We start from the raw sequence: 12,844 nt of genomic DNA, 5'->3' as shown, positions 1-12,844 counted from the left end.
ACAACAATCCTTACCTTTTGTCTGAACCGACTGTGACCTTCCCGCTATTCCGCGATGGCTCTCCCGGCTTTGAATTTTGCTGGTACCAAAAGTCCGTAACCGGCACAATCGAATTAGCGAATCACAACGACTATGAGGACAAAGCACCATGAACTGGCCACTCCTGGTTATTCTCGTCCTGGCGACATTCCTGCTACTGATACCACTGCTTACCCACCTCTCCGCCCGTCGCAGCGTCGGAAAAAACGTGGCAGCATCAATCAACGGAACAAACATTCCTTCTTCGCGACTGGTCTATTTTCACAGCGCGCTTTGCGGTCCCTGCCGCCAAATGACACCGGTCATTGACGAAATGGCCAAAAATCATGAGAACGTCATCAAATATGATGCCAGGCAAGCGCCAGAGACGGCTGCCGCCTACGGCATCCGCGCCACGCCGACAACGGTTCTGGTAGAGGACAATGTTATTACAGAAGTCCTGCTGGGTGCCAAATCGCAGCGGCAACTTGAAAAACTACTACAGAGAATCAGCTAATGCGGGCATTGATCATCCCGGTTACCGACTTTCAGCAGAACTGTACGCTGCTGTGGTGTGAAAAGACCCAAGCCAGCGCCATTGTCGACCCTGGTGGAGATATCGAACGGATCATTGATGCTGTTTCTGTCCATCAACTGAAACCACAATTGATCCTCATCACCCACGGCCATATCGACCACGCCGGCGGCGCGGCGACACTGGCCAGAAAGCTGGATATACCTATCGAGGGCCCGCAGCAGGACGATCGCTTCTGGCTCGAAGGCATGCCCAATCAGGCTGCCATGTTTGGGTTTTCTGCTGTGGAAGCCTTCGAGCCGGATCGCTGGTTGAAGGATGGGGACCATGTAAGCTTCGGCGAGGTGGAGCTTGAGGTTCTTCATTGTCCTGGCCATACACCAGGGCATGTCGTTTTCTTCCACCGTGAGAGCGAACTGGCGCTGGTGGGGGATGTGCTATTCCACGGATCGATTGGCCGAACCGACTTTCCGCAAAGCAACCATGCAGCGCTGATCCATTCGATAAAGGAAAAACTCTGGCCCTTGGGAAGTGCAGTACGCTTCATCCCCGGCCATGGCACAGAATCAACCTTTGGTGAAGAGCGCCGAAACAATCCGTTTGTTGCGGATTAGGTTTCATACCGGCTCACACCCTCCCTGCACACCGTATATAAGGCCACATACCCTTTGTCACACACCCTCCGGCAGGTATTGAGCGAGGATAGCGGCGGGAGTGCATTTACAGCCGCAGAGCAACCAGGCAGCACGCCTATGCCGGTAAGCACAGTATCTACTGACATCCAACCTCAACAAACAGGTTAAAAACATAAGCTTTCTCTAATAAATTCATATAGTTCATAGTTTTGCATTGATTGACTGCATGACGTAATATCCGCCAAATAATATTGGGTGTTCTATTTTTCCAACAACAAGTCAGCACTCGTAGATCAGGCAGGTGAGATCACCGTTTTCTGCCGATACCTAAAACAAAAGATTGAGGGTGGAGTATGTTTCGCAACAGTGCCAGCGGTAACGCTGCGGGCAAAGTATCCATTGTCTTCGTAGGCATCATCTTCCTCGCTGGCGTCGTGTTTACTGGCCTCTTCAATGTGGGCCTCGGATTCACAAACGAAATGGACTTTTGTACGAGCTGCCACTCCATGAAAGTGAACTTGGAAGAGTACAAAGAGACAACGCATTACAAAAATGCCTCAGGGGTTCGGGCCACCTGCTCAGATTGCCATGTTCCCAAGTCGTTCGTACCCAAGATGGTCGCAAAGGTAATGGCATATAAGGATGTCATGCATGAGATCCTCGGCACCATCGACACCAAAGAAAAATATGAGTCCCACCGCTGGGACATGGCGAACCGGGTTTGGGATAAGATGCGCAGTACAAACTCCCGCGAATGCCGGAGCTGCCACGACTTCAGCCAGATGGATCTGAGCGAACAGGATCGCAGTGCCCGTAAGCGTCACGCAAGAGCGGAAGACGAAGGCAAAACATGTATCGACTGCCACAAGGGTATCGCCCATGAGGAGCCGGATGAACCGGAAGAAGCCGCCGGGGAAGATAACGACAAGGCATGATGAGCGTTTTTGAAACCGGAACAGTCACGGTAGAATCATGAAGAAAAACAAGCTTGCCGCAATACTGCTGGCGCTGCTCATCTCAACGCCAGCCCTCTCCGGTGAAAAGGAGATGGCGAAAGAGTTGAGACTGGCCGCCATTGTCGGTGACACAGACGCCATCATCGAACTTCTGGACAAAGGCGTATCGGTAGACACCGCCAACAAATTCGGTAAGACCGCGCTCATGATGGCGGTCGAAAACGATAATTTCGAAACTGTCGTCCTGCTGCTAAACAGGGGCGCTCAGGTCAACTTCCGCACCGTCGCAGGCTGCACTGCACTTACCGTTGCTGCCGAAAACGGGCACCCGGCACTTACCGCGATGTTGCTCGAACGCGGCGCAAACATACATGATCGTACCCGCGCCGGCTGGGACTCAATGATGATCGCCGCCCGTTACGGCATCACGGACATGGTGGAGCAGCTTCTCTTCAAGGGCGCCGATCCCCACGCATCGGACAAGCACGGCCGAAACGCGCTCATGATGGCGGCGAGAAAAGGGCATACGGATACTGCCGAAATACTGCTCATGCATGGCGCCAACGCCGATGCCCAGGACAGAAACGGCTCCACCGCCTTGATACTCGCGGCCGACCGCGGCAATGAAGAGACGGTAGAACGTCTGCTGAAATTCGACGCTTCCATCGACAAAGAGGATCGTGACGGCGCGACGGCATTGATCTGGGCAGTGGGACAGGGGCACATAGCAATCACAAAACTGCTGATTGACAAAGGCGCCAATATCAACCATGCTGATCAAGATGGCATTACGCCACTGATGGAGGCTGTGAGCAGTGGCTCCATGGATATGACACGGCTTCTGCTGAAGCAGGGCGCCGATAAAACAATTAGAAACAGCGACGGCCGCACAGCTGCAGACATTGCCAAAAAGAAAAGGAAAAAGCATATCTTCAATCTGCTCGAAGGAGCAGGCTGATACACAAAGTAAGTGGAGGATGAGATAGCCCCATACTATCTACTCTCACCCCATATTAACGAATAATAATGTCAAGCAAAAATATCCGCTTGGCAACGGTAACCGGTCGTTTTTCGAACAACCTGTTATCCAGAGCATTGCGCAAGCGAAGTGGATGGAATCCACAATAAATCCAAAGAAAGTCAGGGAGTTTTCGCTAGCGCGCCAATGCAGTTGAAGTCTTCGCAGAGTTTAAGATTTCAGCGCATTTTTTACTGGGATAATAATCCCTTTATACCAATGTAAGCCTGTTCAAAACCCAAAGGAGGAAACATGGCGTACACAACTATTAAGAAGGCCCTGATCGGGGCACTGGCTCTCAGTGCATCTTCACTGGCTTTCGCCGCTGACAAACCCCTGATGATGGGCGCCAGCGCAACAATGCTGTCCGAAACCTGTGCCGGTTGCCATGGCACTAACGGCGCCAGCGTCGGTCCGGCTATCCCCAGCATCGGCGGTCTCTCCAGTGAATACTTTGTTGAGACTATGCAAGGCTACAAGAGTGGCGAGATCATATCTACCATCATGGGCCGCATTGCCAAGGGCTATACCGACGAAGAATTTACTGCAATGGCAGGTTTCTTCGGTAAAAAACCTTTTGTCGCAGCAAACCAGAAGTTTGATGCATCAAAGGCCAAGAATGGCGCCAAGCTGCACGACAAGTACTGTGAAAAGTGTCATGCAGATGGTGGCACTGCCGCTGATGACGATTCCGGTGTCCTCGCCGGCCAGCTCGTACCCTACCTGAAGTGGACCCTGGCTGACTATAGGGCGGGCGACCGTCCCATTTCCAAGAAGATGAAAAAGAAACTCAACAAGATGCTGAAGGCGAAAGGCGACGGCAGTATTGACGATCTGATGCACTTCTACGCAAGCCAGCAATAAGGGGGATTGAAAACATGAAGATTACCCGTAGAAGTTTTGTACAAGGTGCCGGTGCAGCGACAGCTGTCGGCATGATCGGTGCCCCTTTTATCGCCCTGGGCGCAAGTAAGAAGGTGGTGGTAGTTGGTGGTGGTACCGGTGGCGCAACTGCCGCCAAGTATCTGAAGATGGCCGATCCGACCATCGATGTCACCCTGATCGAAGCCAACAAGCACTACTACACCTGTTACCTCTCCAACGAGGTTCTGAGTGGTGACCGCACCATCGACTCGATCAAGTTCGATTACAGCGGTATGGGCAAACATGGTGTCAAGATCGTTCACGACATCGTCACCGGCATCGACGCCGGCAAACGCGTGGTCAAGACCAAGGGCGGCAAGAGCTTCAATTATGACCGCTGCATCGTTGCTCCTGGTGTCGATTTCAAGTGGGATACCGTTGAAGGTTATGATGCCAATGTGGCGGAAATCATCCCCCACGCATGGAAGGCAGGCTCACAGACCGTGACCCTGCGCAAGCAACTGCTTGCAATGAAGGATGGCGGCACCGTCTGTATCACTGCCCCGCCCAACCCCTTCCGCTGCCCTCCCGGACCTTACGAGCGTGCCTCTCAGATGGCACACTATTTCAAGCAGCACAAGCCAAAGTCCAAGATCATCATCCTGGATCCGAAGCCGAAATTCTCCAAGATGGGCCTGTTCACCCAGGGCTGGAAGGATCTCTATGGCTACGGAACTGACAACAGCATGATCGAGTGGCACGGTACCCCAAAGGGTTCCGACGACAATGTTCTGTCCGGCATCGATGCCAAGACCCGTACCGCGACCACTGGCTTCAACGAAGTCCAGGCGGACGTTCTGAACGTGATCCCCGCCCAGAAAGCCGGCAAGATCGCATTCGCTGCGGGCCTGACCAAAGGCGACTGGTGCCCGATCGATCTGCACACCTTCGAGTCCACCATTCACAAGAACATCCATGTGATTGGTGATGCTGCGATCGCCAAGGGTATGCCGAAGTCCGGTTATGCCGCCAACTCCGAAGCCAAGGTCTGCGCTGCTTCCATTGCTGCGCTGCTGAATGGTCACGAGCCTGGTACGCCTGCCTATGTCAACACCTGCTACTCTATCATCGGCAAAGACTACGGCATCTCCGTTGCAGCAGTTTATCGTCTGGCAAAAGACGGCTCCAAGATCACAAAGGTCTCCGGCGGTCTGACTCCCAAAGATGCCTCTGCTGAAATGCGAGCCCGTGAGGTGCAGTACGCCTACAGTTGGTTTGACAACATCACCAACGATGCTTTCAACTGAGTCATGAATCATAACCGTCAGGGATGACGGCTGAGGACGTTTGACAACGATCCTTTTCAAAGGCGGAACCCTCGGGTTCCGCCTTTTTTATTGTGTTAGCAGATCCTGACTCACAGGCAATAAAAAAGCGGGTTACCCCGCTTTTTTTTCTGGCCGTAAGACGCCTACTTGGGTCTGATCGGCCTTCTCATATCATGAGATCGTTTGTCGATCGCATAACCACCATAAATCTTGGATGATCTGGAGTATTTAGGGAAATCGGGATTCTGCCAGCCCGCCTCGGCAACCTTATCCTTCGGCGGCTTCAAACGAGAGGAGTAGTCCATCACCGCCATGACATCCCGCATGCTAAAGCGTCGGATCTGCTTAACCATCTTTGGATCGGCGTTTCTGCGACGACCTTTTTTTATCCACTCGAACTGACGCATCAGATAACGGTAGTGCTGGCCGTAGATCGCCGGTATGTGCTCAGCCTTATCTCCCTGACCATTGTCGCCATGACACTCTGTGCAATACTCTTCATAGAGTTTCTTGCCATGTTTAAGATCATGCCCTGAGCCCGTACCATTGTCTGGGATCATGGGCAGCAGTGCGATATAGGCTGCAACATCGGCGATCTCCTGTACACCACCCAGCAGGCGGGGTGAAGTAAATGGCCGCATCGTTGGATTGTCGCGGTTGCGGGCGCGGATGTCGGCAAGCTGCTTGATGATTACCGTATTCAGTTGGCCTGCAACCTGAGGATAAGTGCCGCTTTCATGCCCCCACCCTTCCGGCGTATGGCACACCGCACAAATCTCATACACCTTCTTTCCATTTTCAATACTCGGCTCCTTAAGGAGTGCTGCTTCGTACTCCTCCATCGCCTTTTCCGATGTCCCTGCCACAACTATTCCTGCTGCTATCAAACCAAGAAAAACAGCCCCTGTCTTTAGCAAATATCTACTCATCGACTTCTCACGTGTTTGTGTGATGAACGAACTTGAGAATAGCCTGTTATTACATATCAGGCAATCTTTCATCGAAGGCTGCTCGAGCTTAAACAGGTCGGTTGATTAGCATTTGATAATTATATTAGCCATTGATAATAAAGGGAAAATTGAACTATTATCCGACATCTGCCAAAATGCCGAACTAGCCAATACCTGCCAAAAACCCGCTTATTGCAGTGCTGATCAACAGGGGCAGATGTGGCAAGTAAAAAAGTAAATAACAGCGCGATTAACAACTAACTTCATCCCTGATGAGCTGAAGGTACATCCCATAACAGCAAAAGAACTGGGATAAAATCTGCAGGATCAACCGCTTTTTCTCGAAAACTAAACGACTCATACACAAACCCTGGAGGCTCGTTCATGAAACGGCTATTGCTGACACTCCTTTTAACACTACCGCTCGCTGCTCAGGCAGTAGACATGGAAAACGGTAGAAAACTCAGCCGCAGTTGTGCGCTTTGCCACGGCCAACTGGGCCAAGGTACACCCGGTCCCGCATCCCCGCGTTTGGCAGGAACACCTGCCGGCTATATGGTTCAGCAGGTGGAGGCCTACATCAACGGCGACCGTCCAAACCTGCGCATGGTTATTACCTCATCCCTGCATTCACTTAGCGAGGATGATATCGACGATATTGCCGCCTACTACGAAAGTATCAACCTGAACAAAGTTGCCCCCGGATTGGGTGCGATTCCACAATGGCCGGGCAATATTGCACAGGGAGAAGCCATCTATGGGGAGGACTGCAAAAGCTGCCACCGTAAAAACGGCATGGGAAAATCCCGCAAAGGCATACCGGCCCTGGCCCTGCAGTATTCCCAATATCTATTCCGTCAGATCAAGATGTTCCAGTGGCGCAAACGGGTTCACGACGACGACCCTGAAGATGAGACGTTCGATAATTTTTCCGATCAGCAGATTGAAAGCATTCTGGCTTACGTCTCTTCGCTGGCACCCAACAACAAAAGATAACGTTATCGACAGCGTTACCAAGCGTATATAACCATTTACCGGAGTACCTTAATGAATGCACTGAAAAACCTTTGGTTTATGCTGGCACTGGCGATCGCGATCCCCACTACCGCTTTGGCAGCTGATAAGCCAGCGATGCCGCAGATCAACATTACAGACATCAAACAAACCGTTGTACAGATGAGCCTTCAAGATGGCATCACGCGTGAAGATGCGATACAGGCATTGATGTCCCGAGCTGCAGAGATCAATCTGAAGTTCGTTGCCCGCCAGGAAGTTTCGAAAGAGTTGCAGGCACGGGGCCTGAAGACCCCCTACCTCGACATCTTCCAATTCTGCAACCCGGAAGACGCCCGCAAGATGATTATGCATGACCCCATTTATGCGGCCTACATGCCCTGTCGTATTGCCATGGTGGAGGACAAGAACGGCAAACTATGGCTGATGATGCTGAACCTGGATATGCTTATCAACAGTCAGATGCTGCCTGCCGAGCTGACCGAAATCGCCATTCGCGTCAATCAGGCCATGCTTGATGTAATGGTTGCCGGCGCTACAGGCGAGTTCTGATTGCTGCCGGGGTCGGAGTTAAATTTAACTCCGACCTCTCATTTGGGCAATAAAAACGGCGCATTTGCGCCGTTTTTCCATGGCCCACCGGGCCAAAACAATGATCTCGTCCGCTGTTATTTACAGATAGTTTCCGACAGATTTGCCTGAAAGATAGCCTTGTGTATGTCGCCCAGGCTCAACATGCCGATGAGTTTGCCGTCTACTGCAACCGGGATGCGTCGAAACTTATGCCGTACCATTACGGTGGCAGCACGCAATATGTGCATATCCGGATCGATGCTAACAACCCTGGGGGTCATCAGATCAGAAACCTTCAGGTTCACCACATCCTTGTACTGGCTCATCATACCGTCGTAATCCGGCGTAGCCATTACATCCGCAAAATCCTCCAGTTTTGGAAACATACGGTGCAGAACATCCTTCTCCGCAATGATACCCATCAGTTTTCCGTTTTCATCCTCAACCGGAAGGCCGCTGTAGCGAAACAGGCACATCAGTGAGACCACTTCCAGCAGTTTGGTATCAGGTGTCACCGTCTTCGGTGATCTTGACATAATGTCGCTAACCAGCATCGGGGAGCTCCTCGTCAGACGCTAATAATTTTTCTTTAACACTCTGGAATTCACGTCTTTGCCGGAACTGACAAAATAGCCCAACAGGGGCACTACCGCTGGATTCCAGATATGCATACCTCTGCGCCACTCAGGACGCAAACGACAAAGATACGCAATCCAACAGGCAAAGCCAACAACTATTAATAATTCATGATTGACTGATTATTCAATCAATAGCTGGTGCGAACTTCGTAAACATGATCTTCACACCATCGCCAGAGGGGCGGTGAGCACACTGTCCGCCACATCAACCAAACGCCGTTGACGCTCTCTGGCGAGTAACAGCAGTTTGACCCTTGCCTCTTCCTCGGCGATACCCATCCTCATCATCAGATGGCTGCGGGCACGGTCGATACGATAACTCTCCGCCAACTTGACACGCGCACTCTCCATTGCCTGCGTCAGATTCTGCAACCGCTCAAACCCCGCAATGGCCGCCTCGATAATCACACCCAGCTCTACTTGCCAGATTGTACCGACTTCATAACTGGTCACACCGGCATTGATCGCGCGTTGAATCAGATGACCGTCCCTGTTGCGGCTCAACATTACCACCGGCAAAGCCGACACCGAGACCACAACCTCCAGCGATTCAAGCAGCGCTGAAGAGGGGGTGTCCACATCGATCAGGAGCAGATCAGGCTGCTCACGCAACACCCAGGCAAGAATATCGCTATTGGGACGGGCAACATCAAGGAGACGACACCCTGCCCGATTCAGACAATCCCCAAGCTCCAAACCCGAAAAAAGATTTGCACTAACATATAGAATCGACCGCATATCCAATTCCCCATCTCCATCTTTATTCGGAATATTGCTCAACAAACATTGCTTTATCGTTATCTGTTTGCGGCAACACAGGATAAATCTATACCTTGTTCAGGATGCTATTTCCCGATTCACGGATAAAAGCATGATCCATTTCACACCCCCTCTGACCTGCCAACCAGCCGCATGTAATAAACACCCCGCCGCGATATGCCTACCCAGGAGTCGTCGCAGCATGCATTTCGTGGCGGGGTATCTGTTTCCTGCCGGGCGCTAAATTTTTTTGTCCCTATTTCCCCGTCTTTAGTCCTCGTCTGGGGATAAATTTCATACACAGAGCTAAGCAGATGATTTTCAAAATAATGCTTGCTCTGGATTAAAAGTTATCCACAACCTGCACACAACTTACACAAGCTTATACCCACCCCAATACACAACATATTGTGGTTGACACTTTAAATTTTGCATATATATTGTGTTTAACAGATCGCTTCATATCGATCACACAGGACACAAAAACGGCCTGCTAGGTTGCACGGCCAATAAAGAATGGACGCTATGTAACAGAGCAATAGTTATTAAGCATTTCCCGCCTTCCAACGAGAAACCGGGACTGCTCCCCGAATTCAAACTGAACCCGAACAAGTGTGTATGCCCGACACAGCCAGGAGGAGACATGGTCACCGAAGCCAGCCAGAATGATATTGCATCCGACACCCTACCGCCGACCGTCCAGGAATCACTCGCTCCGGAAACCGCTTCTGGCAACAGTGGTACATTCCAGGTCATCCGCCGTAACGGCAAGGTCACCCATTTTGATGCCGGCAAGATCTCTGTCGCGGTAACCAAGGCTTTTCTTGCGGTCGAGGGTGGCAGCGCGGCCGCTTCAGGCCGCATCCACGACACTGTCAAGGAACTTACCCATCAGGTTGCTGTTGCCCTGGCCCGCCGTACGCCAGCCGGTGGAACGGTACATATCGAGGATATCCAGGATCAGGTGGAACTGGCCCTGATGCGCTCCGGCGAGCACAAGATCGCCCGCTCCTACGTACTCTACCGCGAGCAGCAGAATCAGAAGCGCTCGGAAGAGGCAGCACTGAAGGCGGCTGAAGGAGGTCTGCCCCCGGAACATCTGGTCAAGATCACCCTGACTAACGGCAGCACCCGTCCGCTCGACATCAGCAGGCTTCGCTCTCTGGTTGAGGAGGCCTGCAACGGTCTGGAAGAGGTGGAGGCCGAAGCGATCCTGGACGATACCTGCCGCAACCTGTTCGACGGTGTAAAAGAGGCCGATGTCTCCCAGGCGCTGGTAATGAGCGCGCGCACCCTGATCGACCAGGAGCCCAACTACTCCCAGGTCGCCGCCCGTCTGCTATTGGACATCCTGCGCCGCGAGGCACTCGGCTTCCTCGGTCAGGAGAACAACGTCGGCACCCAAGCCGAGATGGGCGCATGCTACAGCGACTACTTCAAGTCCTATATCCATCGTGCAGGGGAGCTGGAACTGCTCGACACCCGTCTCGGTCAATACGACCTCGATCGGCTTGGCACTGCCATCAAGCCGGAGCGCGACCTGCAGTTCGCCTACCTGGGCCTGCAGACGCTCTACGACCGTTACTTCATCCACAGTGAGGACGGCGTGCGCTTCGAACTGCCTCAGGCCTTCTTCATGCGCGTCTCCATGGGACTGGCAATCAACGAGATCGACCGCGAGGATCGTGCCATCGAGTTCTATGAACTGCTCTCATCTTTCAGATTCATGAGTTCCACGCCGACCCTGTTCAACTCCGGCAGCCTGCGGCCACAGCTCTCCAGCTGCTACCTGACCACCGTGCCCGACAACCTGGACGGCATCTACAGCTCCATCAAGGACAACGCCCTACTCTCCAAGTTCGCCGGCGGCCTGGGTAACGACTGGACTCGTGTGCGCGGCCTGGGTGCCCATATCAAGAGCACCAACGGCAAGTCTCAGGGCGTGGTTCCCTTCCTCAAGGTGGCCAACGACACCGCTGTGGCGGTCAACCAGGGCGGTAAGCGCAAAGGTGCGGTCTGCGCCTACCTGGAGACCTGGCACATCGACATCGAGGAGTTCCTGGAACTACGCAAAAATACCGGTGACGAGCGCCGCCGCACCCACGACATGAACACCGCCAACTGGATCCCGGACCTGTTCATGAAACGCGTGGCCGAAGAGGGCGACTGGACCCTGTTTACCCCCAACGAGACACCGGATCTGCACGACCTCACCGGCAACGACTTCGAAACTGCCTACAACGCTTACGAAGAGAAGGCGGCCAAGGGCGGGATCAAGATCTTCAAGACCGTGAAGGCGGTGGACCTGTGGCGCAAGATGCTCGGCATGCTGTTCGAGACCGGGCACCCCTGGGTGACCTTCAAGGACCCCTGCAATATCCGCTACACCAATCAGCACATGGGCGTGGTGCACAGCTCCAATCTCTGCACCGAGATCACCCTGCACACCAACGACAAAGAGATCGCAGTCTGCAACCTGGGTTCGGTCAACCTGCCTGCCCATGTCGATGAGAACGGCCTCGATCTGGCGAAGCTGGAGAAGACCGTCACCACCGCCATGCGCATGCTCGACAATGTCATCGACTATAACTACTACAGTGTGCCCCAGGCGAGAAATTCCAACCTTCGTCACCGCCCGGTTGGGTTGGGCATCATGGGTTTCCAGGATGCGCTCTACAAACAGCGCATCCCCTACTCTTCGGAGCAGGCCCTCGACTTTGCCGACCGCTCCATGGAGGCAGTGAGCTACTACGCCATCCAGGCATCTTCAGACATGGCGGCAGAGCGCGGCCGCTACTCCACTTACGAAGGTTCTCTGTGGAGCCAGGGCATCCTGCCCATCGACTCTATGAAAAAACTCAAGGAGAGCCGCGGCGACTACCTCCAGGTCGACGAAAGCCAGACCCTCGATTGGGATCACCTGCGCCAGAAGGTGACCACCCAGGGGATGCGCAACTCAAACTGCATGGCCATCGCACCCACCGCCACCATCTCCAACATCTGTGGTGTGAGTCAGTCTATCGAACCCACCTACCAGAATCTGTTCGTCAAATCGAACCTCTCCGGCGAGTTCACCGTGGTCAATGCCTACCTGGTACATGATCTGAAAAAGCAGGATCTATGGGACGAGGTCATGGTCAACGATCTCAAATACTACGATGGCAGCCTGCAACCCATCGACCGCATCCCGGCAGAGCTGAAGGCGCTCTACGCCACCGCCTTCGAGATGGATGCGCGCTGGCTCATAGAGGCGGGTTCCCGCCGCCAGAAATGGATCGACCAGGGCCAGTCCCTGAACCTCTATATGGCGGAACCCTCAGGCAAAAAGTTGGACAACCTCTACAAGCTGGCCTGGGTGCGCGGTCTCAAAACCACCTACTACCTGCGCTCCATCGGTGCCACTGCTGCGGAGAAGACCAGCGTGGCTGGCGGTAGCGGTCAGGCAGGCACTGAGACAGAGGCGCCCAAGGTCTGCTCGATCCTCGATCCGGACTGCGAGGCGTGCCAATGATTCAGAAGGTGGCAGGTAACAGGTTTCAGGTAACAGACTTGAATC

The 12,844-nt window shown here is 53.2% G+C and carries 12 protein-coding genes; 9 read left to right on the top strand and 3 right to left on the bottom strand.

Annotated elements, in window-relative coordinates:
- Positions 1-148: 148 nt before the first annotated feature.
- The 6 genes from HPY30_12455 (at position 149) to HPY30_12430 (ending at position 5,333) form a co-directional block, all read left to right on the top strand.
- Positions 149-535, top strand: a complete 387-nt coding sequence (locus HPY30_12455) for a thioredoxin family protein (GenBank protein QYZ66723.1) — start codon at positions 149-151, stop codon at positions 533-535.
- Positions 535-1,167 (top strand): MBL fold metallo-hydrolase, encoded by a 633-nt coding sequence (locus HPY30_12450; protein QYZ66722.1) that lies wholly within the window; start codon positions 535-537, stop codon positions 1,165-1,167. Before HPY30_12455 ends, HPY30_12450 begins: the two co-directional genes overlap by 1 nt.
- A gap of 374 nt (positions 1,168-1,541) precedes the next feature.
- Entirely contained in the window at positions 1,542-2,123 is a 582-nt protein-coding gene (locus tag HPY30_12445; GenBank protein ID QYZ66721.1) for a cytochrome C, read from the top strand.
- A 37-nt stretch (positions 2,124-2,160) separates the two neighbouring features.
- On the top strand, positions 2,161-3,102 hold the full coding sequence (locus HPY30_12440; protein ID QYZ66720.1) for an ankyrin repeat domain-containing protein: 942 nt from the start codon (positions 2,161-2,163) through the stop codon (positions 3,100-3,102).
- Positions 3,103-3,414: 312 nt separating this feature from the next.
- Entirely contained in the window at positions 3,415-4,026 is a 612-nt protein-coding gene (locus HPY30_12435; GenBank protein ID QYZ66719.1) for a cytochrome c4, read from the top strand.
- Positions 4,027-4,040: 14 nt separating this feature from the next.
- Entirely contained in the window at positions 4,041-5,333 is a 1,293-nt protein-coding gene (locus HPY30_12430; protein ID QYZ66718.1) for an FAD-dependent oxidoreductase, read from the top strand.
- 164 nt (positions 5,334-5,497) lie between these two features.
- On the opposite strand, the gene HPY30_12425 is transcribed toward HPY30_12430, so the two are convergent.
- Positions 5,498-6,283, bottom strand: a complete 786-nt coding sequence (locus HPY30_12425; GenBank protein QYZ66717.1) for a c-type cytochrome — start codon at positions 6,281-6,283, stop codon at positions 5,498-5,500.
- Positions 6,284-6,688: 405 nt separating this feature from the next.
- On the opposite strand from HPY30_12425, the gene HPY30_12420 reads away from it, so the two are divergent.
- Entirely contained in the window at positions 6,689-7,300 is a 612-nt protein-coding gene (locus HPY30_12420; GenBank protein QYZ66716.1) for a cytochrome c, read from the top strand.
- A 51-nt stretch (positions 7,301-7,351) separates the two neighbouring features.
- On the top strand, positions 7,352-7,870 hold the full coding sequence (locus HPY30_12415; GenBank protein ID QYZ66715.1) for a DUF302 domain-containing protein: 519 nt from the start codon (positions 7,352-7,354) through the stop codon (positions 7,868-7,870).
- A gap of 116 nt (positions 7,871-7,986) precedes the next feature.
- Here HPY30_12415 and HPY30_12410 read toward each other — a convergent pair whose 3' ends face one another.
- A complete protein-coding gene (locus tag HPY30_12410) occupies positions 7,987-8,445 on the bottom strand; it encodes a CBS domain-containing protein (protein QYZ66714.1) in 459 nt (152 codons plus the stop codon).
- Positions 8,446-8,691: 246 nt separating this feature from the next.
- Positions 8,692-9,267 carry a hypothetical protein gene (locus HPY30_12405; GenBank protein QYZ66713.1) on the bottom strand — a complete coding sequence of 192 codons (576 nt, stop codon included), beginning with the start codon at positions 9,265-9,267 and terminating at the stop codon, positions 8,692-8,694.
- 664 nt (positions 9,268-9,931) lie between these two features.
- Between HPY30_12405 and HPY30_12400 the strand changes: the two genes are divergently transcribed.
- On the top strand, positions 9,932-12,799 hold the full coding sequence (locus HPY30_12400) for a ribonucleoside-diphosphate reductase subunit alpha (GenBank protein ID QYZ66712.1): 2,868 nt from the start codon (positions 9,932-9,934) through the stop codon (positions 12,797-12,799).
- Positions 12,800-12,844: the final 45 nt, after the last annotated feature.

The sequence above is a fragment of the Gammaproteobacteria bacterium (ex Lamellibrachia satsuma) genome, assembly GCA_019623805.1.
Classification (GTDB): Bacteria; Pseudomonadota; Gammaproteobacteria; order Chromatiales; family Chromatiaceae; genus QGON01.
The sequence above is the reverse complement of the archived record's forward strand: the minus strand, read 5'-3'. Positions and strand labels throughout refer to the sequence as shown.

Excerpts from the sequence above, each read along its gene's own strand:
- HPY30_12455 (QYZ66723.1), top strand. The coding sequence starts at position 149 with ATGAACTGGCCACTCCTGGTTATTCTCGTCCTGGCGACATTCCTGCTA.
- HPY30_12450 (QYZ66722.1), top strand. The coding sequence starts at position 535 with ATGCGGGCATTGATCATCCCGGTTACCGACTTTCAGCAGAACTGTACG.
- HPY30_12445 (QYZ66721.1), top strand. The coding sequence starts at position 1,542 with ATGTTTCGCAACAGTGCCAGCGGTAACGCTGCGGGCAAAGTATCCATT.
- HPY30_12440 (QYZ66720.1), top strand. The coding sequence starts at position 2,161 with ATGAAGAAAAACAAGCTTGCCGCAATACTGCTGGCGCTGCTCATCTCA.
- HPY30_12435 (QYZ66719.1), top strand. The coding sequence starts at position 3,415 with ATGGCGTACACAACTATTAAGAAGGCCCTGATCGGGGCACTGGCTCTC.
- HPY30_12430 (QYZ66718.1), top strand. The coding sequence starts at position 4,041 with ATGAAGATTACCCGTAGAAGTTTTGTACAAGGTGCCGGTGCAGCGACA.
- HPY30_12425 (QYZ66717.1), bottom strand. The coding sequence starts at position 6,283 with ATGAGTAGATATTTGCTAAAGACAGGGGCTGTTTTTCTTGGTTTGATA.
- HPY30_12420 (QYZ66716.1), top strand. The coding sequence starts at position 6,689 with ATGAAACGGCTATTGCTGACACTCCTTTTAACACTACCGCTCGCTGCT.
- HPY30_12415 (QYZ66715.1), top strand. The coding sequence starts at position 7,352 with ATGAATGCACTGAAAAACCTTTGGTTTATGCTGGCACTGGCGATCGCG.
- HPY30_12410 (QYZ66714.1), bottom strand. The coding sequence starts at position 8,445 with ATGCTGGTTAGCGACATTATGTCAAGATCACCGAAGACGGTGACACCT.
- HPY30_12405 (QYZ66713.1), bottom strand. The coding sequence starts at position 9,267 with ATGCGGTCGATTCTATATGTTAGTGCAAATCTTTTTTCGGGTTTGGAG.
- HPY30_12400 (QYZ66712.1), top strand. The coding sequence starts at position 9,932 with ATGGTCACCGAAGCCAGCCAGAATGATATTGCATCCGACACCCTACCG.